Source organism: Shewanella pneumatophori (genome assembly GCF_023283895.1).
In the GTDB taxonomy this organism is placed as follows: Bacteria; Pseudomonadota; Gammaproteobacteria; order Enterobacterales; family Shewanellaceae; genus Shewanella; species Shewanella pneumatophori.
In genome coordinates, this window is record NZ_JAKILB010000003.1 from 109,984 (window position 1) to 134,700 (window position 24,717).

The 24,717-nt window shown below is 44.1% G+C and carries 24 protein-coding genes; 15 read left to right on the forward strand and 9 right to left on the reverse strand.

Annotated elements, in window-relative coordinates:
* Nucleotides 1–35 precede the first annotated feature (35 nt).
* The 3 genes from glnA (at nt 36) to L2740_RS05860 (ending at nt 5,191) form a co-directional block, all read left to right on the forward strand.
* Complete coding sequence (gene glnA, locus L2740_RS05850) at nt 36–1,445, forward strand: glutamate--ammonia ligase (protein WP_248949166.1); 1,410 nt, start codon at nt 36–38, stop codon at nt 1,443–1,445.
* 219 nt (nt 1,446–1,664) lie between these two features.
* Complete coding sequence (locus L2740_RS05855) at nt 1,665–3,860, forward strand: carbohydrate-binding family V/XII (protein WP_248949167.1); 2,196 nt, start codon at nt 1,665–1,667, stop codon at nt 3,858–3,860.
* Between the two features lie 119 nt (nt 3,861–3,979).
* Complete coding sequence (locus L2740_RS05860; protein WP_248949168.1) at nt 3,980–5,191, forward strand: dicarboxylate/amino acid:cation symporter; 1,212 nt, start codon at nt 3,980–3,982, stop codon at nt 5,189–5,191.
* 57 nt (nt 5,192–5,248) lie between these two features.
* On the opposite strand, the gene L2740_RS05865 is transcribed toward L2740_RS05860, so the two are convergent.
* The gene (locus L2740_RS05865) at nt 5,249–6,256 is read right to left on the reverse strand and encodes a WD40/YVTN/BNR-like repeat-containing protein (protein ID WP_248949169.1); all 1,008 of its coding nucleotides are present in this window, start codon (nt 6,254–6,256) and stop codon (nt 5,249–5,251) included.
* Nucleotides 6,257–6,505: 249 nt separating this feature from the next.
* Between L2740_RS05865 and L2740_RS05870 the strand changes: the two genes are divergently transcribed.
* Nucleotides 6,506–6,811 carry a hypothetical protein gene (locus tag L2740_RS05870; RefSeq protein WP_248949170.1) on the forward strand — a complete coding sequence of 102 codons (306 nt, stop codon included), beginning with the start codon at nt 6,506–6,508 and terminating at the stop codon, nt 6,809–6,811.
* Nucleotides 6,812–6,866: 55 nt separating this feature from the next.
* Here L2740_RS05870 and L2740_RS05875 read toward each other — a convergent pair whose 3' ends face one another.
* Complete coding sequence (locus L2740_RS05875) at nt 6,867–7,982, reverse strand: aminotransferase class V-fold PLP-dependent enzyme (protein WP_248949171.1); 1,116 nt, start codon at nt 7,980–7,982, stop codon at nt 6,867–6,869.
* A gap of 1 nt (nt 7,983) precedes the next feature.
* On the reverse strand, nt 7,984–9,159 hold the full coding sequence (locus tag L2740_RS05880; RefSeq protein ID WP_248949172.1) for a PrnB family protein: 1,176 nt from the start codon (nt 9,157–9,159) through the stop codon (nt 7,984–7,986).
* A gap of 165 nt (nt 9,160–9,324) precedes the next feature.
* Here L2740_RS05880 and L2740_RS05885 point away from each other — a divergent pair, with 165 nt between their 5' ends.
* The 5 genes from L2740_RS05885 to L2740_RS05905 all read left to right on the forward strand — a co-directional run bounded on the left by L2740_RS05885 (nt 9,325) and on the right by L2740_RS05905 (nt 13,256).
* Nucleotides 9,325–9,786 (forward strand): Lrp/AsnC family transcriptional regulator, encoded by a 462-nt coding sequence (locus tag L2740_RS05885; protein WP_248949173.1) that lies wholly within the window; start codon nt 9,325–9,327, stop codon nt 9,784–9,786.
* Between the two features lie 100 nt (nt 9,787–9,886).
* Nucleotides 9,887–10,489: a TetR/AcrR family transcriptional regulator gene (locus tag L2740_RS05890; protein WP_248949174.1), complete on the forward strand. Its 603-nt coding sequence runs from the start codon at nt 9,887–9,889 to the stop codon at nt 10,487–10,489.
* A 135-nt stretch (nt 10,490–10,624) separates the two neighbouring features.
* Nucleotides 10,625–11,782 (forward strand): iron-containing alcohol dehydrogenase, encoded by a 1,158-nt coding sequence (locus L2740_RS05895; RefSeq protein ID WP_248949175.1) that lies wholly within the window; start codon nt 10,625–10,627, stop codon nt 11,780–11,782.
* A gap of 109 nt (nt 11,783–11,891) precedes the next feature.
* A complete protein-coding gene (locus L2740_RS05900) occupies nt 11,892–12,569 on the forward strand; it encodes a type 1 glutamine amidotransferase domain-containing protein (protein WP_248949176.1) in 678 nt (225 codons plus the stop codon).
* A 66-nt stretch (nt 12,570–12,635) separates the two neighbouring features.
* Entirely contained in the window at nt 12,636–13,256 is a 621-nt protein-coding gene (locus L2740_RS05905; protein WP_248949177.1) for a glutathione S-transferase family protein, read from the forward strand.
* A gap of 63 nt (nt 13,257–13,319) precedes the next feature.
* Here L2740_RS05905 and L2740_RS05910 read toward each other — a convergent pair whose 3' ends face one another.
* Nucleotides 13,320–13,943, reverse strand: coding sequence for an MliC family protein (locus tag L2740_RS05910; protein WP_248949178.1), 624 nt, complete (start codon nt 13,941–13,943; stop codon nt 13,320–13,322).
* A gap of 34 nt (nt 13,944–13,977) precedes the next feature.
* A complete protein-coding gene (locus L2740_RS21450; RefSeq protein ID WP_275974041.1) occupies nt 13,978–14,562 on the reverse strand; it encodes a type II secretion system protein in 585 nt (194 codons plus the stop codon).
* Between the two features lie 200 nt (nt 14,563–14,762).
* Between L2740_RS21450 and L2740_RS05920 the strand changes: the two genes are divergently transcribed.
* The 3 genes from L2740_RS05920 (at nt 14,763) to glnG (ending at nt 17,925) form a co-directional block, all read left to right on the forward strand.
* Complete coding sequence (locus L2740_RS05920) at nt 14,763–15,308, forward strand: DUF4124 domain-containing protein (protein ID WP_248949179.1); 546 nt, start codon at nt 14,763–14,765, stop codon at nt 15,306–15,308.
* A 152-nt stretch (nt 15,309–15,460) separates the two neighbouring features.
* Nucleotides 15,461–16,501 carry a nitrogen regulation protein NR(II) gene (glnL, locus tag L2740_RS05925; RefSeq protein WP_248949180.1) on the forward strand — a complete coding sequence of 347 codons (1,041 nt, stop codon included), beginning with the start codon at nt 15,461–15,463 and terminating at the stop codon, nt 16,499–16,501.
* A gap of 17 nt (nt 16,502–16,518) precedes the next feature.
* Nucleotides 16,519–17,925 carry a nitrogen regulation protein NR(I) gene (glnG, locus tag L2740_RS05930; RefSeq protein ID WP_248949181.1) on the forward strand — a complete coding sequence of 469 codons (1,407 nt, stop codon included), beginning with the start codon at nt 16,519–16,521 and terminating at the stop codon, nt 17,923–17,925.
* Between the two features lie 56 nt (nt 17,926–17,981).
* On the opposite strand, the gene fieF is transcribed toward glnG, so the two are convergent.
* Both fieF and L2740_RS05940 read right to left on the reverse strand, forming a co-directional pair.
* Entirely contained in the window at nt 17,982–18,851 is an 870-nt protein-coding gene (fieF, locus tag L2740_RS05935) for a cation efflux pump FieF (protein ID WP_248949182.1), read from the reverse strand.
* Between the two features lie 143 nt (nt 18,852–18,994).
* Nucleotides 18,995–19,474: a Spy/CpxP family protein refolding chaperone gene (locus L2740_RS05940; RefSeq protein WP_248949183.1), complete on the reverse strand. Its 480-nt coding sequence runs from the start codon at nt 19,472–19,474 to the stop codon at nt 18,995–18,997.
* A gap of 234 nt (nt 19,475–19,708) precedes the next feature.
* On the opposite strand from L2740_RS05940, the gene L2740_RS05945 reads away from it, so the two are divergent.
* Entirely contained in the window at nt 19,709–20,392 is a 684-nt protein-coding gene (locus L2740_RS05945; protein WP_248472166.1) for a response regulator, read from the forward strand.
* Complete coding sequence (locus L2740_RS05950; RefSeq protein ID WP_248949184.1) at nt 20,393–21,763, forward strand: ATP-binding protein; 1,371 nt, start codon at nt 20,393–20,395, stop codon at nt 21,761–21,763.
* Between the two features lie 17 nt (nt 21,764–21,780).
* On the opposite strand, the gene L2740_RS05955 is transcribed toward L2740_RS05950, so the two are convergent.
* A complete protein-coding gene (locus L2740_RS05955; protein ID WP_248949185.1) occupies nt 21,781–22,428 on the reverse strand; it encodes a TetR/AcrR family transcriptional regulator in 648 nt (215 codons plus the stop codon).
* A gap of 121 nt (nt 22,429–22,549) precedes the next feature.
* Here L2740_RS05955 and L2740_RS05960 point away from each other — a divergent pair, with 121 nt between their 5' ends.
* Nucleotides 22,550–23,437, forward strand: coding sequence for a LysR family transcriptional regulator (locus tag L2740_RS05960; protein ID WP_248949186.1), 888 nt, complete (start codon nt 22,550–22,552; stop codon nt 23,435–23,437).
* Nucleotides 23,438–23,505: 68 nt separating this feature from the next.
* Here L2740_RS05960 and L2740_RS05965 read toward each other — a convergent pair whose 3' ends face one another.
* The gene (locus L2740_RS05965; RefSeq protein WP_248949187.1) at nt 23,506–24,612 is read right to left on the reverse strand and encodes a hypothetical protein; all 1,107 of its coding nucleotides are present in this window, start codon (nt 24,610–24,612) and stop codon (nt 23,506–23,508) included.
* Nucleotides 24,613–24,717: the final 105 nt, after the last annotated feature.

Consider the following 24,717-nt stretch of genomic DNA (forward strand, 5'->3'; position numbering starts at 1 on the left):
AGGGACAACCCTTTACCCTACTCGGAGATTTGAGAATGTCTGCAGAATCAGTTTTACAACAACTAAAAGAACTAGAAGTTAAATTTGTTGATTTGCGTTTTACCGATACCATAGGTAAAGAGCAACACGTTTCAATTCCTACTCACCAAGTTGACGCTGACTTCTTCGAAGACGGTAAAATGTTCGATGGTTCTTCAATCCAAGGTTGGAAAGGCATTAACGAATCAGACATGGTATTGATGCCAGATCCAGCAAGTTTCGTACTTGACCCTTTCACAGCTGAAACCACAGCTAACATTCGTTGTGACATTCTAAACCCAGGCACAATGACTGGTTACAACCGTGACCCACGCTCGATTGCAAAGAAAGCTGAAGATTACCTACGTTCAACAGGTATCGCTGACACTGTACTAATTGGTCCAGAGCCAGAATTCTTCCTATTTGACGATGTTAAGTTCAGTGCTGACATGTCAGGTTGTTTCTACAAAGTTGACGCAGAAGAAGCGGCTTGGAACTCAGGTACTAGCTACGAAGATGGCAACAAAGGTCACCGTCCAGGCGTTAAAGGTGGTTACTTCCCAGTAGCACCAGTTGACTCTTCACAAGACATCCGTAGTGCTATGTGTTTGGTACTAGAAGAGATGGGTCAAGTTGTTGAAGCGCATCACCATGAAGTTGCAACAGCTGGTCAGAACGAAATTGCTACACGTTTCAACACGCTAACCCTTAAGGCTGACGAAGTTCAGGTGCTTAAGTATGTTGTTCATAACGTTGCTCACGCTTACAACAAGACTGCGACATTTATGCCTAAGCCAATCGTTGGTGACAACGGTAGCGGTATGCACGTGCATCAGTCTCTAGCTAAAGACGGCGTTAACCTATTTGCTGGTGACAAGTACGGCGGATTGAGCGAAACAGCTCTATTCTACATCGGTGGTGTAATTAAGCATGCTCGCGCAATTAACGCATTTGCTAACCCATCAACTAACTCTTACAAGCGTCTTGTACCGCACTTTGAAGCACCAGTAATGCTAGCTTACTCAGCAGCTAACCGCTCTGCTTCTATCCGTATCCCAGTGGTACCAAGCGCTAAAGCACGTCGTATCGAAGTTCGTTTTGGTGACCCAGTTGCTAACCCATACTTAGCGTTCTCTGCAATGCTAATGGCTGGTCTTGACGGTATTCAAAACAAGATCCACCCAGGTGAAGCAATGGATAAAGATCTATATGATCTTCCAGCTGAAGAAGCAGCAGAAATCCCAACAGTTGCGACTTCACTAGAAAACGCACTTGAGTGCCTAGATGCTGACCGTGAGTTCCTAACTCGTGGCGACGTATTCACTAACGACTTTATCGATTCTTACATCGCACTTAAGTCTGCAGACGTTGAACGCATCAACCAAACAACTCACCCAGTAGAATTCGAGCTTTACTACAGCTTGTAATCCTTTGAGTTGCCCCACTAGCCGCTTAGGCTAGCTAAAGCCCTAAACAGCAATGTTTAGGGCTTTTTTATTGGCTAAAAATTTTTCTTACATCAACCAGCCACTATAGTTATATCAGCGACATACAAAACTGAATATACCTAATATCGATTGGTATAAGGCGCTGCAAAAACAAGCAACTATGTTAGCTTGTACTTAACAGTTATAGAGGGAGCTATCATGCCAGCACTCATTTCAATCAACGCCAAAGCAGTCTTATGGTTTCCATTGCTATTTGTTCTCAGTATTTTACCGGCTAAGGCCATTGAATGGCCGCAAGATGTCACTGCTGAAGAGGGCACGATTGTGGTGTATCAGCCGCAGCCAGAATCGTTAAAAGGCAATATCTTGCAAGGCCGTGCTGCGATGTCGCTGGAGCTAATTGACCGCGACGAGCTCATATTTGGTGCCTTTTGGTTCAGCGCTCGCATCGATACCAGCAACGATGTTGCAACCGTACGTAATGTTGAGGTCACTAAAGTACGCTGGCCAGACTCACAGCCCAGCGATGAGCAACGATTTACCGAGGTGGTTGAAAAAGAGCTAGAGAATAGTCAGTTCGAGATCTCTATGGAGCGTTTATCAGCAAGCCTTGCTAATGCCGAACAAGAAAAACAAAGCCTCAAAGAGCTCAAAAGCGATGCCCCCGATATCCTATTTCGCCAACAACTCGCTGTATTACTCTCTTTTGATGGCTCGCCGCAGTTTAGAGATATTGAAAATAGCCCCTTTGAGCGCGCACTCAATACGCCTTTTGCCGTAGCCCGTAATAAAAACAGCCAAAAACTTTACCTCAGCAGTGGTACCTATTGGTACACAGCAGATAAACCATTAGGACCTTGGCAAGTCACTGAATATCCACCGCAAGACTTAGTAAAAATGCTACCTGAACAATCTAATAGCCCTGCATCTAGTGCAGATGCTCCAGCGATTATCGCGGTAGATCAGCCTACGGAACTGGTATCGACAGACGGTAGGCCGCAATGGCAAAGCTTAATTGAAGGTAAACTACTATATGTTAGCAATACCGAAACCGCTTGGATCCGCGAAACATCGAGCGGGGATATGTATCTACTGCTTTCTGGCCGTTGGTTTAAATCTAAAAAAGAGGCTGGTCCGTGGAGCTTTGTTCGCCCAGATAAATTACCCGCAAGTTTTAGTGAAATCCCCCCCGAGTCCGATATAGGCGGCCTCAGAGTATCTGTTGCAGGTACCACTGAAGCTGACCAAGCAGTACTCGATGCACAAATTCCGCAAACTGCAGCGATTAAACGAGATTCAGCTAAGCTCAGCGTAGAGTATGATGGCGAGCCCAAGTTTAACGCTATCCCCGGCACCAAAGTCGCCTATGCCGTAAATACCAACACCCAAGTATTAAAGATAAACAACCAATATTATGCCGTTGATAATGGTGTGTGGTTTAGCGCATCTAACGCTAAAGGCCCTTGGCAAGTGGCTGACAATATTCCAAATGATGAAATAGCTAAGATTCCGCCAAGTTCGCCAGTGTACAACACCACCTACGTTGAAATTTATGACTCAACTCCAGAAGTCGTTTATGTGGGTTATACGCCTGGTTATATGTGGTCTTATCCTTACTATGGCGTGCCAGTTTATGGCACTGGTTGGTATTATCCACCTTATTGGGGCCGCTACTACTATCCACGCCCACCAACTTGGGGCTTGCACGTGGGCTACAATCCTTGGACGGGTTGGAACGTAGGTGTTAGCTGGAGTAACGGATTCTTTAGCGCTGGCATAGGCTGGAGCGCGGGTTGGGGCAATCATTATTATCCGGGTCGTTGCTGTGGCGGCTACTATGGTGGTGGTTATCGCAGACCTGTGGTGATCAACACAGGCGATGTCAATATTGGCAACAGTGTCAGCATAGGCAACCGCACCAATATCTCTAATAAGCTGGCTAAAAACACTGGCATTTCAGGCAATAAACGAACGGGCAATCGAGTCGGTAAAAACAATCTTTATAACCGCCCAGAAACCCGTAATCGCAATGCTGATCCGGCAAAGGTAAACAATAAGTTTAAACCTGCCAATCATAACAAGGCGCGCACTAACAATGTTTTTGCTGATAAAAATGGCAACGTGGCTAGAGACTTAGACGGCAAGTGGCAAAGCCGTGATAAAGGAAGCTGGACACCAGCCCCCGAAACAAGACAGAAAATTGAAACTGGGATAAATAATCGTGAAATATCTCAGCCTAAATCCCTGTCTAATCCTCTAGTGACAAGGCCCAACAACCAAATAAACCGCAGTAACAACATCAATCGGCAACATAATTTTGATCGTGAAGGCCTAAACCGAGCCCGAAATGCCCGTCAGCATGGCGCAATGCGTGAAGGAAGGCGCGGCCGTTAACTGTTATTGCATTTAAATACGCTAGAATTAGGCCTGCCATAGCAGGCCTATTTACTTGCTGAACTATGTCTTAACCCATGCCTTGAATACCATCAGGCATCATTCAGGGAATAATAATCATGTGGCACAAACTCGCGCCTTATCGCAGCTCAATCATCTTACTTTCAGCGCTTATGCTAGGTGGAATAATTGGCATTTTAGCCCCTGATTTTGCGCTAAAGCTAAAACCATTAGGCCAGATATTTTTAAACCTGTTGTTTATGATTATCGTGCCATTAGTAGCAATCAGCGTAACCTCATCCATTGCCCGAATGACAGATTTAAAACGCCTAGGTGCAATACTTATCACCATTTTTGCAGTCTCAATAATCATGGCCATTATCCCAACCTTGGGGATTATTGGCTTAGCATCAATTTACGATCCGGCCCAAGGCGTGACATTAGACCTACAGCAACAAGTCAACACTGGCTCTGGTGACATGGATTTTGTGAGTTTACTGACCACCAATGACTTTGTCGGCCTGTTATCGAAATCTAATATTCTGGCGCTGATAATTATGTCGGTGATCAGCGGTATCGCTATCGGCCAATCAGGTAGAGACGGCGAAAAAGTCTCAGCCATGCTCGACAGTTTGAATACTGTGATTATGAAAATCGTGTCTATTTTAATGGTCGCCGCACCTGTCGGCCTTGGGGCTTACTTTGCCTCAACGATGGCGAGCCAAGATCCTGAGTTGTTAAGTACCTTTGCTCGCGCTATTGGCTTGTTCTTTATCGCTGCAGCAATCTATTACAGTCTTGGTAGTACTTTCTATGCTTGGCTTGGTGGCGGCATAAATGGCGTTAAGCAGTTTTGGCGTAATGCCATTGAGCCTTCAGCAACAGCCTTAGGCACGAGTTCTTCTTTAGCATCTCTGCCTGTGAATATTCGCGCCGCAAATAAAATGGGGCTACGTGAAGATATCGCCGATATTAGCCTCCCCTTGCTGGTCAATCTGAATAAGGGCGGCGCAGCCATGACAACGGCGCTTAAGATTGTGTTTATCTATTCGATTTTAGGCTTAGATTTTACTGCCGATGTGTTTGCGCTAACGGTATTGATTTCAGTGCTGTCAGCCTTTGTGATTGGTGGCGTTCCCGGCGGCGCTTTTCTTGGTGAGATCTTCATTGTCACAACTTTAGGCTTACCGCTAGAAGTGATCCCGATCCTAGTGATTATCGGTGCAGTTACCGATGCTCCTGCAACAGTAATCAACGTGATCCATGACTTAAATGCCACTCAAATCATCGAAAGAATTAGTGGTAAACATTATCAACAGCAAACCAAATAAAAAGCCAAAATAATCACTTGGGCTTGTGCTGTTACAACAAGCATGTCGTTATCGGCACTAAAACTGATGCACCGCGACTCGGCCGTTATGTCCTGCGGCCACTAAGGTATTCCCCTCAATAGCTAAGGTGAAGAAGCCTTGTGACTCACCGTTTATCTGCAGCGGCTGCCAGCTATAACCATGATCATGGGAAATATCGGTCGATAGCTTACCTGTTGCAATACAGGTTTCCTGGTAACAGGCCATTGCGGTGCGCAGTCCAGGAGTGGTTCCCGGCGGTTTATGCCACACATAGCCCTTTAGATACACCATATTGGCGTCATGTTTATCCCGCTGTTGGTAATCGCCACCAAGTACAAACAGATCGCCTAAGGTATTTAAAGCTAAACCATAACCACCAGCAGTTTGGGTATCATCATAAAGTGCCACAGGCCGTCTACGCCAGTGCTCTCCTGAATCAGCGCTACTGTAAACTGAGCTACTAAAGCCGCCAGAAGTAAACCAAGCTCTACTGCGCTTATCTACAATTAACGTATTCCCGCTAGCAGCAAAAGCCAGCTCTTTGTCGAGCATTTCAGGCAACTCTCGTTGCGCGATGCGTCGCCAACTTTTGCCGCCATCAGTGGTACGTAATATCACGTAGCTGCCGCCAACAGGATCACCCAATAGCAAACCGTTATTTCGGTCCCAAAAAGCAATCGAATTGAAAAAGCCAAGTTCATCAGGATTATCGTATAGTAGCTCCCAGCTAAGGCCCTGATTTTGGGTGATGTAGAGCTTTGATAAACCGCCGGCACCCGCGCCCATCACTATCGCAGTGTTGGCATCGAATACTTCAATGTCGCGAAAATCCATTAACAACTCAGCTTTGACTGACACATCTTGCCAAGATTTACCGGTATCTTTAGAAATATAAACTTGATTGTTACTACCAGTAACCCAAACAACGCCTTCAGATACTGCGCTGCCCCTAAATGAGGCATTAGCAGTCAGTGATTGAATTTGCCAGTCCATAGCAGAAACGCTAAAGCAAAATAGGCTAATTAACAGCATGAATATCTTCATTAAAATCCCTTAAATGAACAACGTCGCTCTACCATTACTATCGACCAAAGATCTAGGTTAAGCAAGCTAGTCCAATTCGCTTTCCAGCAAATCATATATACCTTCCTGCTCACGAATCTAAATTAGCACGAACTAAATAAAATACTATTAAACAACAACTTAATAACAAAAAGTTCTGGACTCTGCCTAAAATATAAACTAGATTGAAAGTGTGACAAAGATCACTATTTTATAAAAAAGGATACCACTATGACAAAATCACTTAGCCAAGCAGCCTTGTTGACCGCCGGATTATTACTTTCGACCGCGAGTGTTGCGGCAATGGGTCCGATTGCTAAATGTAATGACTGTTCTAGCCAAGCTGCGCAGCAAACCGCAACTGAGATTGAAAACAGCAGTGTCTACGTAGTTGACTTTGTTAACCGTACTGCGCAGAAGTTTGTAACTGATGAGAAAGGCGATACTTTATTAACTAAGCTTTCAATCGGCGAGTTAAACCAAATTAATCAAAAATATGATTACCGCAAAACTCACCTAAGAGCGGTTCAGCCTTAATTTCGCTGTTACAAAGCAGTTATTTGGCTACGGAATAAACCCGTAGCCATAGACCTTAACAACTCTCCACAACCTTAATTAACCTGTTAATGTCACTAATATTGTTGTAGATGTGTGGCGACACGCGGATCCCTTGACTGCGCACATCTACACTTATTTTAGCCCGCTTTAACGCTGTGAAAACCTGCTGCTGTTTGATCCCGAAATCCAATATTGCTGTAGCGCTGCGCTTATTTTCAAGCTTAGGTGATACCACTGCATCTCCCAAACTATCATGCAATAAATTCAATAAACTCTGATTGTGCTCGCGTAGATGATGGCTACCAATATTGGCAAAGTATTCAATGCTGTGCGCAGCAATCGCATAGGGTGCAATTGATGGCGTCCCCCCCCAAAACTTTAAGGCACTGGCATGATAGCGAAAGTCGTGAATATCAAATTCAAAAGGATTCTCATGACTAAACCAACCCACATCCTTAGGTTGGCATGTCTCGATATGCTTTGAGTTTATCCACAAATAGGCCGCTCCGGGGCCGCCGCATAACCATTTCACACTCGAGCCAATCAAAAAGTCAGGCTGTAAATGATTTAAATCTAAGGGAATAATCCCCGCTGACTGTGCAACATCAATCACAGTCAATGCTTGCTTACACTTAGCTGCTGCAAGGATCTCCGCTAATGGCGCTTGCTGGCCAGTGTTAGAGTAAACATGACTAACAAATACTAAATCAACATCATCAGTAATATACGACTGCCAAACCGCTGCGTCAGTTATATCTAAGTCTTTTGCAATAAAGCGCAGCTCACAGCTATCTGGCAGCGCTTTTTGCAATGCAAAGCCCATACTAGGGAAATCAATTTCACACATCAGCACTACAGCATTGGGTCTTTGTAACTGCTGCAGTGACGTAACAAGCTTAGTTAGCCCGCTAGAAAGATTAACCTGCGGACAAAACTCACTCGCCTTAGCGTTAAATAAACGCGCTAAACTGGTATTAAAGGACTCAATGACCTGCAGCCACTCCTGCCAAGGCTCACTGTTTGAATGCTGCCAAGGTGAGAAAAATTGCGCCTCAAAATTTTGTTGGGCAGTTTTTAAAGGTCGCCCAACCGAATGATTAAGTAAATAGCTATCTGTAGTTAACACAAAATCTTGCTTAAACGATTCCATATCAACATACCTCCAAGCTAGCTTTTAGCGCCGCTATATCGGCAAAGCGCGTATTAATATCATCGCGTTGTCTTGCCGCTCTTCTGTCTCTTAATTGTTCTAATGAGTTAAGCAATACCGGCAAAGGTGGACCACTAGCGGTGACTTTAGCAAGGTGCTGCTGCTCCAGCTTAATTGACGGCTGCGCGATATACTTGGTCACCAATTGATTATGGTGCTGAATCGCGGTCTCACCGTGGAGTTTGCACACTTCAAGAAACAGTTTTACATTTTTCTGATACCAAGCTTGATGATTAAGATGAGTCATATTCAGCAGATCATCCATAAAGCTAGTGCGACGCATACAGTCTCGCAATATGCTTTGATCTTCAGGCATCATATATAGAAATTTATCCACCAGCATTTGCGAATAACCAGGCTCATTCGCCGCGCATAAGCCTAGCAACATATCAATCACGTTAATCCCTGCAAAGTCGCCAGCATTGGCGCCACGATACACCTGAATTCCAACTCGATAAGGCTTGTAATAAGGGCGAACACAATAGAAAAAGTCATCAGCATCAAGCTGTTGAAACAACACCTTGTTTGAATCAATCACACCACGCAAAGCCCGTTTGGCAACCAACAGCAAGTCATAGGCAATGGGATGATCAATGCCCAAAGGTTGGATCTTTAGTAACGCGTCAGCGGCACGCTTATACGCCAAAATTCCTTTGGTGTTGTAATCAACAAATAGCTTTTCAGCACCCAAATTAGTAAAACGCTTGTATACACCTTGTTTAGCACGGTTATGAGTCGTCAGGTGCGCCGTGGCAAACCTTGGTGTGACACCAATAGATGCGCCAATATGCATGGCTAACGTCGATGCTTCAATCAGTGGAGAAGTGGTTTCTCTCGATGGCTCGGTGATCTCATGTCGGCGACAGGCCGCCATATACAAGCCCACATTTCCTAACAAATCAAAAGCATGATCAAAACCTTCGTCGGTATTACCCTCAACCAATAAGCTGGCAATCAGCTCTCGACCTTCAGTTTCAAGCTGTCGCTTTAAGTCTTCACCTATGCCTTCAACATTGGCTCTATCTTTTTGCTCAGCGTACAAAACTTCTAATTGACTATTGAGTTCAACAAATCGGGTGCGGATCCAATGATCGAATGCTTGGGTGTTGCGCGTCATTTTCTGGTCCTTGTTATTTAGAGTCGATTACTCAAATTAGCCTAACAGCATATGTTCAGTTTAAATCGGCAATCTATCCCTAAAAACTTTCATTTAAGATCGAAATCCACTATAAAAAGAATTATTAATATTGATTATCACCAACCCAGACAAAAGGCTTCATCGATGGACAATAAAGATCGCAACATACTGGCTATTCTCCAACGCCAAGGCCGAATCGCGATTAGTGAATTAGCTGCAAAACTCAATATGTCAGACACCCCTTGCCTACGCAGGGTTAGAAAGCTTGAACAATCTGGGGTGATAAGTGGTTACGCTGCGCAAATCGATCCCAAAGAAGTGGGTTTAAATGTTGTGGTATATGCCTTTGTCAGGCTGAAAGAAAACTCAGATCAACATGCCATTTTATTTGAAGAAAGCATGGAAAACTTAGAGCAAGTCATGGAGTGTTCAGTTGTAACCGGTGCTCACGACTACCTACTTAAAATCGTCGCAAGCGACCTGCTCAGCTACGAAAGCTTTGTAAAAAAATCGCTCGGCAGCTTAAATTGCATCGCAGGTATCGAGTCAACAGTTGTGCTTAAACAGAACTTTTCACGCAACATTCTGCCACTACAACCCTTATAAAACATATAGATAAGTTTAGATACACTCGCTTATTCCATTTCGAACTAAGGATGTAACCACACGAACTAGACGACCGGTCTAATTGTGTTAGGCTAGAAACATGAAAACAGCACCTCAACAAACTCGCCAACATATCATCGACTCAGGTTACCGCCTGATCTCGAGTAAAGGGTTTACCCATGTTGGCCTAGCGCAAATTCTAAAGTTTGCTGACGTCCCCAAGGGTTCTTTTTACCACTATTTCAAATCGAAAGAGCAATTTGGTGAAGAGATTATTAACAGCTTCTTTGACAGTTATCTGAGCAGTATTGATGACTTGTTTGCTACAGGTAAAGGTAGCGGCCTAGATAGACTGATGAGCTATTGGCTGCACTGGCAAAGTACCCAAGATGGTGAAAGCAGCGACCAAAAGTGTTTAGTGGTAAAACTAAGCGCAGAAGTAGCCGATTTGTCTGAAGCCATGCGTAAAGCGCTAAACACAGGCTCAACAGCTGTAATTGCACGCCTTACTAGGGCAATCGAAGCTGGTATTGCCGATGGTTCAATTCCTGCAATGCATGCTGAACATACAGCAGAAACTCTTTACCAGCTGTGGCTAGGTGCCAGTTTAAGAAACAAATTAGCTCGCGATCCACAAGTTATCGAACGCGCATTACTAATGACCAAAGCGTTATTAGCGCAACCTATTTCAGCAATGAAATAAGCGCAAAAATATAAGTTTATCTCCCCCGTCTAAGCCACTACCGTTTAGGCGGGTATTTTTTAACTATTTACTAGACGACTGGTCTACTCAATTTTAGGCTAGAGTTTGATTCAATATATTTAGACAGGAAAGATTATGCAAAGCTTTGACTTCTACAACCCAACCCACATTAGCTTTGGCGAAGGTAAAATTGCTGAGCTAGATAAACTAGTACCGCAAGACGCTAAAGTGTTAGTGCTATTTGGTGGTAACAGCGCCAGAAGCACTGGCACACTCGACGAAGTTAAAACTGCGCTAAAACAGCGTGAAGTAGTTGAGTTTGGTGGCATCGAAGCCAATCCAACTTACGAAACCTTAATGCAAGCCGTTGATGTGATTAAACAGCAAAACATCGACTTCTTACTTGCAGTGGGTGGCGGCTCAGTTATCGACGGCACTAAGTTTGTTGCAGCTGCAGCACTATTCGAAGGCGAGCCTTGGGACATCCTATTAAACTGGGGAGCTAATGTTACTCAAGCCATGCCATTTGGTAGCGTATTGACGCTTCCTGCTACAGGTTCAGAGATGAACAGCGGCAGCGTTATTACCCGTAAAGAGCTTAAAGCAAAGCTAGCCTTTATGAGTGACCACGTATTCCCACGTTTTTCAGTATTAGACCCAAGCAAAACCTTTACCCTGCCTGAGCGCCAAGTTGCAAACGGTGTGGTTGATGCGTTTGTGCATATCACTGAGCAATACCTTACTTTCCCCGTTAATGCACCGGTACAAGACCGCTTTGCCGAAGGTTTATTGCAAACTTTAGTCGAGCTCGGCCCTAAAGCACTGAGCGAGCCACAAGACTATGATGTACGCGCCAACTTAATGTGGGTAGCAACAATGGCATTAAACGGTCTTATTGGTAAAGGCGTGCCTCACGACTGGGCAACTCATATGATTGGCCATGAAATCACCGCGCTTTACGATGTCGACCACGCTCGCACCCTAGCTATGATATTGCCTGGATTATTAGATGTTCGCCGCCAAGGTAAGCAAGAAAAACTCCTGCAATACGCCAGCCGAGTATGGGGCATTACCCAAGGTTCTGACGATGAAATCATCGACCAAGTGATCGAAAAAACTCGTCAATTCTTCGAACAAATGGGTATACAGACTCGCCTGTCAGATTACGGTTTAGACAACAGCAGCATAGATACTATTGTCGCCCAACTTGAAGCTCACGGCATGACTGCACTAGGTGAAAAGCAAGATGTGGATCTAGCGATGAGCCGTAAGATCTTAGAACGTAACCTATAGATCTAATAAAAAATAGACCTTCCGATAAAACCTAGTATGAGACCTCAGCTGACTAACAGTGACTAGATAACTGTTAGTTGGCACACCAACAGATAAAAAGGACAACCACATGAACGTATTAATGATACTGACTTCACACGACAAACTTGGCGACACCGGCCTGAAAACCGGATTCTGGTTAGAAGAGTTTGCCAGTCCTTTTTACTGTTTCAAAGACCAAGGTTTTAACCTTACCTTAGCCTCACCAGCAGGCGGAAAGCCACCACTTGATCCAAGTAGTGAGCAGGCTGATTTTCAAACCGCTGCAACTGAACGCTTTAATCAAGACCCGCAAGCGAAACAACAACTCGCGACAACTTTGGTTCTTGCCGATATTAATCCAGCTGATTACGACGCAATTTTTTATCCAGGTGGCCATGGTCCGTTATGGGATCTCACTAACGATGCCAATTCCATCGCATTGATAGAGGCTTTCCATCAAGCAAATAAGCCGGTTGGATTAGTGTGTCACGCTCCCGGCGCCCTTAAAAATGTCAAAGCTGCAGATGGCAGCCCTTTGGTCGCAGGCAAGCAAGTCACCGGCTTTACCAATAGCGAAGAAGCAGCAGTACAGCTTACCGATATCGTGCCATTTCTAGTGGAAGATATGCTGCAGCAACATGGGGCTGATTACAGCAAAGGCGATGATTGGAGCAGCCACCTTGCGGTAGATGGCAACCTTATCACAGGTCAAAATCCGGCATCGTCAGAAGCCGTAGCTAACGAAATCATCAAGCAGCTTAAATAAACACGCTCCCTGAAAATAGGGCGTGTAATGCGCTCTGACTACCTTATAAACGGCAAGGAATAAGTAATGATCACACTGCACCATCTTAATAAATCGCGTTCAAAACGTATTATCTGGCTTTTAGAAGAATTAGGGCTAGAGTACCAAATCAAGGCGTATCAACGTGACAGCCAAACCTTTTTAGCACCACCTGAGCTCAAAGCGATTCATCCGCTGGGTAAGTCGCCGGTAATTGAGTATAACCAGCAAGTCATCGCCGAATCAGGTGCAATTACTGAATACTTAATTAATACTCATGCTGCAGGCATTTTAGCGCCAGAAAAAGGTACTGCTGAATATGTTGAGTATCTGCAGTGGCTACACTTTGCTGAAAGCTCAGCAATTTTGCCATTACTGCTAAGAATGTTTGTCGCTAAAGATGGCTGCCAAACCAACTTTTTAGAAGGTTATGCCGCCGTTGAAACAGAAAAAATCCTTAGTTACGTTAATCAATCACTTGCAGGTAAGCGTTATCTTGTTGCCGATAAACTCACAGGTGCAGATATTATGATGTCGTTTATTGTTGAATTGCTGAGTCAAAGTGGTGAAGTACAAAAGTACCCTCATATTGCTGCTTATGCACAGCAGCTGAGTCAGCATGACAATAGCGTCAAGGCAACGCAGTTAGAGCAAGAGTACGATCGCTAACCTCAAGTGAGCCTCCATTAAAAAAGCAGCCTATTGGCTGCTTTTTATCAATATAATTGCTCGCTAGCGTTGTAATTTACACTGGTAGCTGTCACCTAAGTACTGCACACTCGCCTCGCCCTGATGCTCCCAAAACTCAAAATTACGTCCTTGGTATTTTGCACCACTACCACTGCGAACATTGGTTGCTAATATTTGCTGTTCAGCAAAGCTAAATACACCTGTCACCGGATCTAATTGGGTATAAATCGCTGCATTTATTGACGGATGCAGGCCACAATCAAAAACCGCTGTCGTTGATGCTTCAATTAGGCCGCCTGTAATTTGTAATTCAATAATCCGGCCTTGATAATTATCTAGCGTACATTGGCGTACATCTTGAGATTTCCAGCAATCGTTGCGGCCTTTTATCCAACCTCGTTGCATCGCCTTTGGTTGTTCTGACGCAGGGATATTCACTAAGGCCTGTTGATATACCTGAGTCATTTTCCTATCTAATGCAGCCAGTTCTGCATCACTGCAAATTAACGTTTCAACTTGCCCTGTGGCCTTACTACAGTCAAAACTTGGTGACTCAACAACTGCTTGCGGCTTCGCTTTAGCGGCGCTATCAGCCTCAATATTCGACTCTGCCGACTGACAAGCCGCGAGTAATATCAAGCAACTGCCCAGAATAGTTTTTTGCATCAAATCCCCCAATAACCCTATCCGTAAAATATCGTTACTCACCGCACTCTGAAAAATCAACACCGACAATGGGGAGCACGCCCTTTTGAGTGACATTATTGTCGTTCGGGGTGAAATAATACAAATAGCATTGATCACGATTGAGATTATTACCACGTGGGAAGATCACAAACCCTCTACCCACTGTAGCCGTTGTTAACCCCCGACGGGTAAACCAGCGTAAGTTGCTATTTCGAGCGCACCAAACTGTATCAGAGTTTGCCTCTGTACATTGATTAGAGGTGATATAAGTGACAGAGTCAAAATCAACTAAATGAGTAAAAGTGTTGTTCCAGCGTCCATCAGGATAATGCGCTCGCACCCGAATATTTTGGCCGTCCTCTAAGGTAAATCGGTTTTGCGCATTATTGAGATTTTCAGGTCTTAGCTCTATTTGCGCCGCCACTAAATCCCGCGCCGAAGCAATACTCGCTTTCATACCTTTAAGCACAGCGGTGTCGGCGTCCGTTCTAAAATCCAAAAACTTAGGTAATGCCACCACAGCTAAAATACCCAGCACGATAATCACCACGACGAGTTCAATTAAGGTAAATCCCTTAAATTTTCCATGTTGTGTCATTGATTTATATCCCGCCTTTTTCTTACAGTTAATTTCATAATACTTATAGCTAGTTAATTGATAGCTACTGTACCACTTAAAGATAGCAAGGTTTTTTGTCTGTTACTTTTTTCTCTAACTTATCAGCATAAACTCCATGATTTTTTCGACAAAAAACGCTAATCTCTGATGATTACAACTCTGTAACATAGGATGTCACAATGCGTGTAGCTTTAATACTGCTCATATTACTGAGTGCAACGTTTGCTCATGCAACCGTGTATAAGTGGGTTGATGAAAACGGCAAGGTGCACTTCTCTGACGAGCCGATTAAAAATGCTGAGGTGGTCGAGTTTAAAGAGAACACTCAAAACAACATCAAGCTTCCCGAAGTCACAGTGATACCTAGCGCCCCTAGCGAGCCAGAAGAAAAAGCTATCGACTATAAGATGAATATCGTCTCGCCGACAGAAGAGGAGTCAGTTCGTAATAATGAAGGTGATGTTACTATTATCACCAACATCACTCCACAACTTGCTTCAACCCACCAGCTCGGCCTATTTATGGACGGCAAACAAATGGGTAGCAAGCAAACCATAGGTCTATTCAAACTCACCAATATTGATCGCGGCGAACATAACTTTGTGGTTAAAGCCTTTGATAAGAACGGCAAAAAACTTGCATCCACTCCATCAAGAAAGATATTTGTTCACCGGACAAGTGTAAATCAACCTAGGTTTATTAGGCCACAGCCAAGAAATAACTAATAAAACCCTATAAATAGATAAACTTAGGATTAGCTTGATTTAGTCTACATTCCGATGATGTCTAGTTGCAGCTTGCACCAACTTGGTGCACCATAGCAGTGCAAGCAACTTAACTGCCCAAACTGGTGCAAACGCATATTTCGGAGTAACTGATGGATACAAATTTATTGCTCAACCATCTTGTAACGGCAGTGCTAGTTATCAATGAAGAGCTTGAGTTACTCTATGTCAATGCTGCCACTGAGCAGCTACTTGGGGTTGGCAGTAGTCGCCTAACCGAGCAAGCTTTACCTGAGTATTACCAGCTGCTTGGGGTTGAGCCACAAGTACTCAAAGTCGCTATTCGCGACGGGCAAGGCCTAAGCATTAATACCGTGCCTTTAGTGACCATTGATGGCCAACAACATACGGTTGATGTCACCCTAACCCCGCTTGAAAATGAAAAAAACCTCGCCCTGATTGAACTACGCCAAGTCGATCAACAGCGCCGTATTCATCAGCAATTAACTCAAGATGCACAGCAACAAGCGGCGCAATACTTAGTGCGCAACCTTGCTCACGAGATCAAAAATCCGTTAGGCGGTTTACGTGGCGCAGCGCAGTTGTTATCTCGGGAATTAAAAGAGCCTCAACTAAACGAATTTACCGACTTAATTATCGAGCAAGCAGACCGTTTACGTAGCCTAGTTGACCGTTTACTCGGGCCACAAAAGCCGACACAACATAGCTTGTATAATATTCACGAAGTGATCCAAAAGGTCGTTAAACTGGTGAATGTCACCTTGCCAGCCAATATCTTGTTAACCCAAGACTACGATCCGTCGATACCCGATATTGAAATGGATCCTGATCAGCTACAACAAGCTATTTTAAATATCGTGCAAAATGCCATACAGGCACTTGAGCCTCTAGGCGGTAATATTCGCTTAAAAACCCGCACTCAACACCAGATCACCATAGGTACTAAGCGCCACAAATTAGTGTTGATGTTGTCGGTGATTGACGATGGCCCAGGTATTGCGCCAGAGCTAATGGACACCCTGTTTTACCCTATGGTTACTGGCCGTGAACAAGGCTCAGGCTTAGGCTTATCAATTGCTCATAACTTTGCTCGTCTACATGGTGGCCGTATTGAGTGTGACTCTACGGTTGGTCATACCGAATTTACCATCACTTTACCCATCAATAGTTAATAAGAGGAATACACTCAATGACTGAACAAGTTTGGATCCTCGACGACGATAGCTCGATTCGCTGGGTATTAGAAAAAGCGCTGCAAAGTGCCAAGTTTAGTAGCGCAAGTTTTGCCGCTGCCGAGTCACTCTGGGAAGCGTTAGAAATGGCGCAGCCGCAAGTGATTGTGTCTGACATACGTATGCCGGGCACTGATGGACTCACCCTGCTTGAGCGCCTACAAAATCATTATCCGCACATTCCGGTAATTATCATGACAGCACATTCAGATCTTGATAGTGCCGTTAGTGCTTACCAAGCGGGTGCATTTGAATATTTACCTAAACCATTTGATATCGATGAAGCTATCTCTCTGGTCGACCGCGCACTGACTCATGCTAAAGAGCAATCATCAAGCGCAACGGTTAGCGAGCCTTTAATTGCCACCCCAGAAATCATTGGTGAAGCGCCAGCAATGCAAGAAGTGTTTCGCGCCATTGGTCGCCTTTCGCGCTCATCAATTAGCGTATTGATTAATGGTCAATCTGGTACAGGTAAAGAACTGGTCGCTAGCGCACTGCATAAGCACAGCCCACGTAAAGATAAGCCATTTATTGCCATCAATATGGCAGCGATCCCAAAAGATCTAATTGAGTCAGAGCTTTTTGGCCATGAAAAGGGCGCCTTTACTGGTGCTGGCAGCGTGCGCCAAGGTCGTTTTGAGCAAGCCAATGGCGGCACGCTATTTTTAGATGAAATCGGCGATATGCCACTCGATGTGCAAACTCGCCTATTACGAGTATTGGCTGATGGTCAATTTTATCGGGTCGGCGGCCACTCGCCAGTGCAAGTTGATGTACGTATTATTGCCGCGACTCACCAAGATCTTGAGCAACTGGTGCATCAAGGTGATTTTCGTGAAGACTTGTTCCATCGTTTAAACGTTATTCGGGTGCATTTACCGCCGCTATCTCAGCGCCGTGAAGATATTCCCCAGCTTGCACGTCACTTTTTGATGATTGCCGCAAAAGAGATTGCCGTTGAGCCCAAAGTGCTCACCAAAGAGACTGCAACCAAGCTCTCGCAGCTACCTTGGCCTGGTAATGTCAGACAGCTTGAAAACACCTGCCGCTGGTTAACGGTGATGGCGTCGGGACAAGAGATTTTACCGCTCGACCTACCACCAGAACTATTACAGGAGCCTAAGGTAAGCACTAAAGCGACCGATAGAAACGACTGGCAAGACGCGCTTAAGTTATTTATCGACCAGCGATTAAGTGAAGGTGACAGTGACTTATTAACTGAAGTGCAGCCCGCTTTTGAGCGCATTTTATTAGAAACCGCCCTTAAACATACTCATGGCCATAAACAAGAAGCCGCAAAACGTTTAGGCTGGGGGCGTAATACCCTAACCCGTAAGCTCAAAGAGCTTGAGATGGATTAAGCGACTTAGTAAAACAAAAAAGGATATCCACTGGATATCCTTTTTTATCGACCCGGTTACACCGGATCTTGGTGAATAATCACCTCAGATTCAGCAAACTCTGCCCGCACTCGTTCAGAAGTGGCTACCGCAATTTTGTGGGCCTGATGTAAACTCAAATCACCGTCTAACTCTAGATGAAACTGAATAAACATGGTCTTGCCCGACTCACGAGTACGTAAGTCATGGATACCTTTCACCTGCGGATCTTGCTCAGCAATCTCGGTGATTTTGGCGCGAGTGTCATCATCAAGCTCTCTATCAAGCAGTGATTGCACCGAACGATAAGCCAAACCAATAGCTTGCTGACCGATAAACAACGCAATTAATAACGCAAATAAACCATCAGCCCACCACCAGCCATATTGTGATAACACTAAAGCTAATAGCACCGCAGCATTTAAAAATAGATCCGACTTATAGTGTAATGAGTCGGCTTCAACCACAGTACTAGAGGTGGCCGCTAGCGCTCTTTTTTGCAGCATAACTAACGCAAATGTCAGTGCAATAGCGATAACAGAGACCACAACACCTAAGGTCGCGTGCTTAACCTCAACCGGGTTAATTAAACGCTCACCACCATGGAAAAACAGCAAAAATGCCGAGCCGAGAATAAAAGCGGATTGCGCTAATGCAGCTAATGGCTCAGCTTTGCCATGACCATACCTATGGTCTTGATCGGCAGGCACAATGGCGTAGCGGATAGCAACGAAATTAACGATAGATGCTAACGCATCAGCAAACGAGTCTGTTAGCGATGCCAACATACTGGCTGAGCCAGAATACATCCAAGCGCCAAGCTTGATGATAATAAGGGTTAAGGCAGTCGCAACCGCAGCGCGGCTCGCCAGCTTAACCCAGAAATCGTATTGGGAAGTGTCATTCATAAAATCTGTTTACTGATAAAGTAAGGGAAGCACAGATCTTAAGTTTATAACAACTAGAGTAAAAATCGGGTGATTTCCCTCAAGTTAATATCAATCACCACAATAGAAAAAAACTATTGTGGTGATGGATAAAAAGCAGCTAACTATCTTTTATGATGCTTAGCAAAACGCTTTTGGAACTTTTCTTGCTGCTCAGGCGTTAACAATTGGTACGCTTGGTTTTGCAGCTTCAACATATCAACTGCTTTTTGCTGACGTGCTTCTTGCTTAGCTGCCAATGCTTGTCTTACCGCATCTTCACTGAAGTTAGTTGTAGTGATGAACTCTAGCATTTGCGCTTTTTGCGCAGCACGCTCTTCTTTAGAAGGACGGTTTTGCTTCATTTCATCGCGATGAGCACTAAATAGCGCTTTCATTTCAGTTTTTTGCTGATCTGTAAGATCTAAACCGCGGAACATTTTACGTAAATCATGGTGACCACCATGCTTACCTTTCATTTGGTGGTAACCTTGCTTACCATCGCGTGAGCCGTGATGTTCATCAGCCGCGCTAACGCCGGCAGTTAATAGTGCAGTACTGGCAACAACGGCAAGCAAGCCTGCTTTAAGTGTGTTCTTTTTCATCTTGGTAGCCTCAATTAAATGTGCCTAGCCCTGCTAAGCTTGATTTGACGCTTACAAGTGTAGCCAGCCCAATGTAAGGTAGGGTTTATTTAGCGTAAAGCTCTGTAAAGCAGTTTAAATAATGTCATTGCATGCTAGAGAATCGCAATCTTTACGTAGCATTACACTCCTTAACTGCAATTGACATCAAACAAGGTATACTCGCCATAGTAAAGGTAGAGTAAAAGGGTAAATATGAGCCGTATATTATTGATAGATGATGACTTAGGTCTATCTGAGCTGCTTGCACAGCTACTAGAGTTAGAAGGTTTTGAACTAACATTAGCCCATGATGGCCAATCAGGACTCGATCTGGCTCTAGAGCAATCTTTCGACCTTATTTTACTCGACGTTATGCTGCCGAAATTAAATGGTTTTGAAGTTCTGCGGGCACTCCGCAGCAAGAAACAAACGCCAGTATTAATGCTAACCGCTCGCGGTGATGAAATTGATCGGGTTGTGGGCTTAGAAATTGGTGCTGATGACTACTTACCTAAGCCATTTAACGACCGTGAGCTAGTTGCGCGTATTCGCGCTATCATTCGCCGTACTCATGTACAGTCTAATGAAGCTCCACAGCCGACCCATCAATATGGCGACATCAATTTAGATCCAGGTCGCCAAGAAGTTCACTGCCAAGATCAATTGATTATTCTTACCGGCACTGAATTTAGCTTACTGTTTGAGTTGGTTAAAAACGCTGGCGAGCTGGCAACAAAAGAAGACCTAAGCGAAAAAGTGCTAGGTAAAAAGTTGATGCCGTTCGATCGCAGCCTAGATATGCATTTATCTAATTTACGCAAAAAGATGCCTGAACGTAGCGACGGTCGTCCGCGAGTAAAAACCATACGCGGCAAAGGTTATATCTGGTTACCTTAGATGCAGCTAAGACAAAACCCCAACAACATATTCGTTAAGTTACTACTTGGCTTTTGGCTATGTAGCTCACTTATCATTGCCCTAATTGGCTTGCTGCCGCTGCTGCAGCAAAACCATGATCAGTCGGCAATCCCGCCAGCACTTGAGCGCTTATTAGAAAAAAGCGCCAATCGCATCAGCCAAAACCCACAAATTTTAGACTCTAACAAACTCACTCATTGGAGCCGCTTTAAAGAGTTTAAAGGTCGCCCTGCGCGTATTTATCTGGTTGATGAGTATGGCAAAGTACTCAATAGCCATAAGTCTTCACGCTCCTTAAGACGCTTTATGCTATTGGCTGACGAAGCTGGCGAACCAATTAAACACCAATTTAGAGATGAGCTGATTTTTGGGCCATACAACTTTAAAGCTGGCGGTAAACCTTACAGCTTATATGGTCGTCTGCCTGAGCATCATCCTCGACCTTGGTTCTTCTTCTTTATCGACAATAAGATCCTCACTCTGAGCATTGCCATTTTACTTTCTGGTCTATTGTGCGGTTTATTTGCTTGGCATTTAGGTAAGCCGCTACGCTCGTTAAAACGCAGCGCAGACGCGTTAGCAGATGGCGATCTAAGTAGCCGAGTCGATATGGCAACGGTAAAGCGCAACGATGAAATAGGCCAACTGGCACAAGCCTTTAATAGCATGGCCGATTCAGTAGAAGATATGGTGAAAAGCCAACAACGGCTGATTAGCGATATTTCTCACGAGCTGCGCACTCCGCTCACGCGCTTGAAATTGTCATTGGCGCTCAGTCGTAAAAAAGGCCAAGAAACACCAGAAACTGAACGTATTGAATATGAAGCCGATCAGCTAGAGCAGATGATTGCAGAGTTGTTGGAGCTGTCACGGGTCAAGCTAAATGCTAATGACAACAAGCCAAGTCTTGAGCTGTCTGAAACCTTAAGCCAAGTACTCGACGATGCTGAGTTTGAAGCCCAGCAACAGCAAAAGCAGCTACATATTGATATTGACGAGTCAATTGTATTGCCACTGTATCCACGGCCTTTATGCCGAGCGGTGGAAAACTTACTGCGCAATGCCATTCGCTACGCCAGTACCCAAGTATCAATTCAAGCTATCACCTTAAAACAAGGCGTGCAGATTGAAATTATTGATGATGGTCCCGGCATTGAAAATGAAGCAGATCTCGAAGCGATCTTTAAACCTTTTTATCGGCCGCAATCAGCACGAGAAAGAGAGTCTGGTGGCTGGGGATTAGGGCTGGCAATAGCCAAAGCTGCCGTGCAAGCCCATCAGGGGCGAATAATAGCGGAAAATAACCCAACAAAAGGCTTAAAAATTACCATTATGTTGCCGCTGCAATAAACCTCATTACAGCAGAATTAAGCTGCGTTTGCCGTGTCTTCTAGGCCGGCAAGCCAGCTTACGTAAGCCAGTTGATTAGGGATACGTTTATCTGAATGGCCCATCAATTGTGATAATGCGTAGCTAAACTGATAGTACATGCTGGCATCGTTATAATGCTTACCGCTATCATCACAATTTATTTGCGCGCCGCGCAGATAGTTAGCCACTAACTCGGCACGGTCAAAGCCCTCAACCATGCCAACCGCCTTAATTAAATCGTGATTCCATTGAATATATGCGCCGTAAGCCTGCTCAAAAGCAATGCGGTTGTCGTCGGTCACCTGTGCCAGCAACTCTGGATTCGGCATAATCCGCGAAATAACAAAGCGGTCATATAGCAAATCATCGCGCAAGCCCCAGCAGTGATGCATTAAAAAGCGAGTCAGGTTGTCGTTATACAAGGTTTGATCAAAGTAAGCCCGCTCTAAACGCCGCTTAAAATGGGCAGTTGCTACAGCAACAACTAGATCTGCTTCAGTAGGAAAATGATTGTAAATCGTGCCTTTGGAGATCTGACTGGCTTCGACTAAATGCGAGCGACGCAAATCAAAACTTTTATGGCCGCGTAAACAACGTTCAGCAACCTCAGTTAAGTAACTCTCTCTACTCTGCCAATTACTCATGTCGACCTCTTCACAAATATAACAATCAATCGAAATTCAGTTCACATTGATAAAATAACAGCCTAGGAGGCGAGCAGATATTGAGTAATACTGATACCACTATGAATAAATTCGATATCTCATGCTAAAAATTGAACTATTAGAAAGCTTTATTGCAGTAGTTGAATGCGGAAACCTTTCCAAAGCCGCTGAGAAGCTTTGCCGAACTCAGTCAACTATAAGCTTACAAATCAAGAAGCTAGAAGAAAGCGTTGGCCAACCTTTGCTATTAAGAGATAACAAGGGTGTGACTTTAACAGAGTCAGGCAAGACGCTGCTGAACTACGCCTATAAGATGTTACAGCTCAGTTCACAGGCAATTGACGAACTTAAAGATTGTCAAAACCGTGAAGTCATACGACTTGGGGTACCGACTGATTATATCAATCGTTATCTGGGTAGCTGCCTATTGGAGTTTATTCGTGAATTTACCCGCATTGAATTAGTTATCGATACCGATGTGAGCGGTAATCTGTATAAGCGTTTGCATAATGGCGAGTTCGATGTGATTGTAGCCACTCATTGGCAACCACCAGCGGCTGGCCATGGCGAACTATTGTTTGAGCGTCGTTTTCACTGGGTAGCAGCTAAAAACGGAACCGCCCATAAACGGGAAACTGTGCCTATGGCACTTTATCCAGAAAACTGTCCTATTCGCGCCCAAGTATTTGCTAATCATCAGATCTCAATGCGCCCAATGAGCGTGTTGTTATCGACACCGTCGCCAACAGCTATGTGTATGGCGGTTGAAAACGACTTAGTGATAGCACCGATTGCCGAGTTTCGTATCAGCGATAAAATGCAGATAATTGATCCAATCGCGCACAACATTCCGCCACTGCCGACATTCAATGAGTCTTTGTATCTCAATCCGAATACGCAGACAGATGCGACTTACCAGCTGATTAACTTGATCAAGGCCAACGTGTCCGAGCTAGGTGAAGTAAACCAAGCTCAAATGCTCAGTTAAACGCTTAAGTTTAAAAATAAAAATGCCAACGTAATCGTTGGCATTTTGCTATTTAGATAAAAAACTCGTTAGAAATAGTAAGCAAGGTTGATATTAAAACGATGATCCCAGTCATCATGGGTTTCAGCTAAGCCTAAGCTATTGCCACCTAACCAAAGCACATTCTTCGCCATGTAGTAATCGACATACACAAACACAGGTCCGTAAGCCAACGAAACACCAGTACTGTTTAGGATTGAATCATCAAACTCTTCAACATCTGGCTGCACCATGCTGAAATCATTGTATATAGTTAGATTACCCCAAGAAGTAGCAATACTTTTTGATAGGTTAGCCGTGTAGATATTACCTTTGCTGGACACCTCATAAAATCCATCTAACATGCCCATACCAATTTTATCTGGATCTAATTGGCCGTCATCATATTGGTCAAAATCAAAAGCTAGATACTGGGCTTGAAAGCCCCAGCCATCGTAGTTCATATCAAGGTGAACAGCGTAATTGAGGGTGTCACCATTCTCACCAAAATCTGAGTTATATAGCTGTCCATACTCAACTGATGCGCCCAATACCGTTGTAAAATCACCACTGGTTAAGGTAAAGCTTTGGCGAGCAGCGAACGTATTGGTCTCTTCGTTATTGTAAGTCGTACCATCGACAGTACCTTTAGCGACTGTACCGGCAAAATCACGGTGATCTGTACCACCGTAAACGGCATTTTTGATAAAGGCGAATTCTGATAATGAACTTCCTTTTTGGTACTGAGCGCTAACACCCACACCATAGTCATCTTCAAAACCCATATAGTAGTTTAGGCTGTACCACCAGTTATGAGATGCGTAACCTTTATTACCAAACGGCTTACTAATAACACCACCATTAATAGTCAGGTCATCATTCACATCCCAAAATGCATAACCATATTTTAAATGATCATAGCCATCGTAAAATCGGTATTCTGCTTTAACACCAATATCGTTCCATTTATCAGAAAAGGTAACCGATAATAAATTAAAGTCAAAATCACCTAGCTTATCTTGTGATGAGTCAGAGTAATCACTGTAACTATAATTACCTCTAACAGAACCACCAACATTCAAATCATCAGCCAATGCAGTTTGGCTAGCTAGCGCCATTAATATTGAAGCAGACAGCGTTATATTTAATTTCTTCATTAGACATCCATTTATTTAAAATTAAATATAAATTGAGTTAATACGTACAACTAATCATATTAATACAATTTATATTCCTAGAAGTGGAATAAATGGTGGCAAGGT

Bases quoted from the DNA above. Each gene is read 5' to 3' on its own strand.
- L2740_RS21450 (WP_275974041.1), bottom strand. From the start codon at position 14,562: ATGACACAACATGGAAAATTTAAGGGATTTACCTTAATTGAACTCGTC.
- L2740_RS05870 (WP_248949170.1), top strand. From the start codon at position 6,506: ATGACAAAATCACTTAGCCAAGCAGCCTTGTTGACCGCCGGATTATTA.
- L2740_RS05890 (WP_248949174.1), top strand. From the start codon at position 9,887: ATGAAAACAGCACCTCAACAAACTCGCCAACATATCATCGACTCAGGT.
- L2740_RS05880 (WP_248949172.1), bottom strand. From the start codon at position 9,159: ATGACGCGCAACACCCAAGCATTCGATCATTGGATCCGCACCCGATTT.
- glnG (WP_248949181.1), top strand. From the start codon at position 16,519: ATGACTGAACAAGTTTGGATCCTCGACGACGATAGCTCGATTCGCTGG.
- fieF (WP_248949182.1), bottom strand. From the start codon at position 18,851: ATGAATGACACTTCCCAATACGATTTCTGGGTTAAGCTGGCGAGCCGC.
- L2740_RS05950 (WP_248949184.1), top strand. From the start codon at position 20,393: ATGCAGCTAAGACAAAACCCCAACAACATATTCGTTAAGTTACTACTT.
- L2740_RS05960 (WP_248949186.1), top strand. From the start codon at position 22,550: ATGCTAAAAATTGAACTATTAGAAAGCTTTATTGCAGTAGTTGAATGC.
- L2740_RS05895 (WP_248949175.1), top strand. From the start codon at position 10,625: ATGCAAAGCTTTGACTTCTACAACCCAACCCACATTAGCTTTGGCGAA.
- L2740_RS05955 (WP_248949185.1), bottom strand. From the start codon at position 22,428: ATGAGTAATTGGCAGAGTAGAGAGAGTTACTTAACTGAGGTTGCTGAA.
- L2740_RS05900 (WP_248949176.1), top strand. From the start codon at position 11,892: ATGAACGTATTAATGATACTGACTTCACACGACAAACTTGGCGACACC.
- L2740_RS05920 (WP_248949179.1), top strand. From the start codon at position 14,763: ATGCGTGTAGCTTTAATACTGCTCATATTACTGAGTGCAACGTTTGCT.
- L2740_RS05905 (WP_248949177.1), top strand. From the start codon at position 12,636: ATGATCACACTGCACCATCTTAATAAATCGCGTTCAAAACGTATTATC.
- L2740_RS05875 (WP_248949171.1), bottom strand. From the start codon at position 7,982: ATGGAATCGTTTAAGCAAGATTTTGTGTTAACTACAGATAGCTATTTA.
- L2740_RS05945 (WP_248472166.1), top strand. From the start codon at position 19,709: ATGAGCCGTATATTATTGATAGATGATGACTTAGGTCTATCTGAGCTG.
- L2740_RS05885 (WP_248949173.1), top strand. From the start codon at position 9,325: ATGGACAATAAAGATCGCAACATACTGGCTATTCTCCAACGCCAAGGC.
- L2740_RS05910 (WP_248949178.1), bottom strand. From the start codon at position 13,943: ATGCAAAAAACTATTCTGGGCAGTTGCTTGATATTACTCGCGGCTTGT.
- glnL (WP_248949180.1), top strand. From the start codon at position 15,461: ATGGATACAAATTTATTGCTCAACCATCTTGTAACGGCAGTGCTAGTT.
- L2740_RS05860 (WP_248949168.1), top strand. From the start codon at position 3,980: ATGTGGCACAAACTCGCGCCTTATCGCAGCTCAATCATCTTACTTTCA.
- L2740_RS05940 (WP_248949183.1), bottom strand. From the start codon at position 19,474: ATGAAAAAGAACACACTTAAAGCAGGCTTGCTTGCCGTTGTTGCCAGT.
- glnA (WP_248949166.1), top strand. From the start codon at position 36: ATGTCTGCAGAATCAGTTTTACAACAACTAAAAGAACTAGAAGTTAAA.
- L2740_RS05865 (WP_248949169.1), bottom strand. From the start codon at position 6,256: ATGAAGATATTCATGCTGTTAATTAGCCTATTTTGCTTTAGCGTTTCT.
- L2740_RS05855 (WP_248949167.1), top strand. From the start codon at position 1,665: ATGCCAGCACTCATTTCAATCAACGCCAAAGCAGTCTTATGGTTTCCA.
- L2740_RS05965 (WP_248949187.1), bottom strand. From the start codon at position 24,612: ATGAAGAAATTAAATATAACGCTGTCTGCTTCAATATTAATGGCGCTA.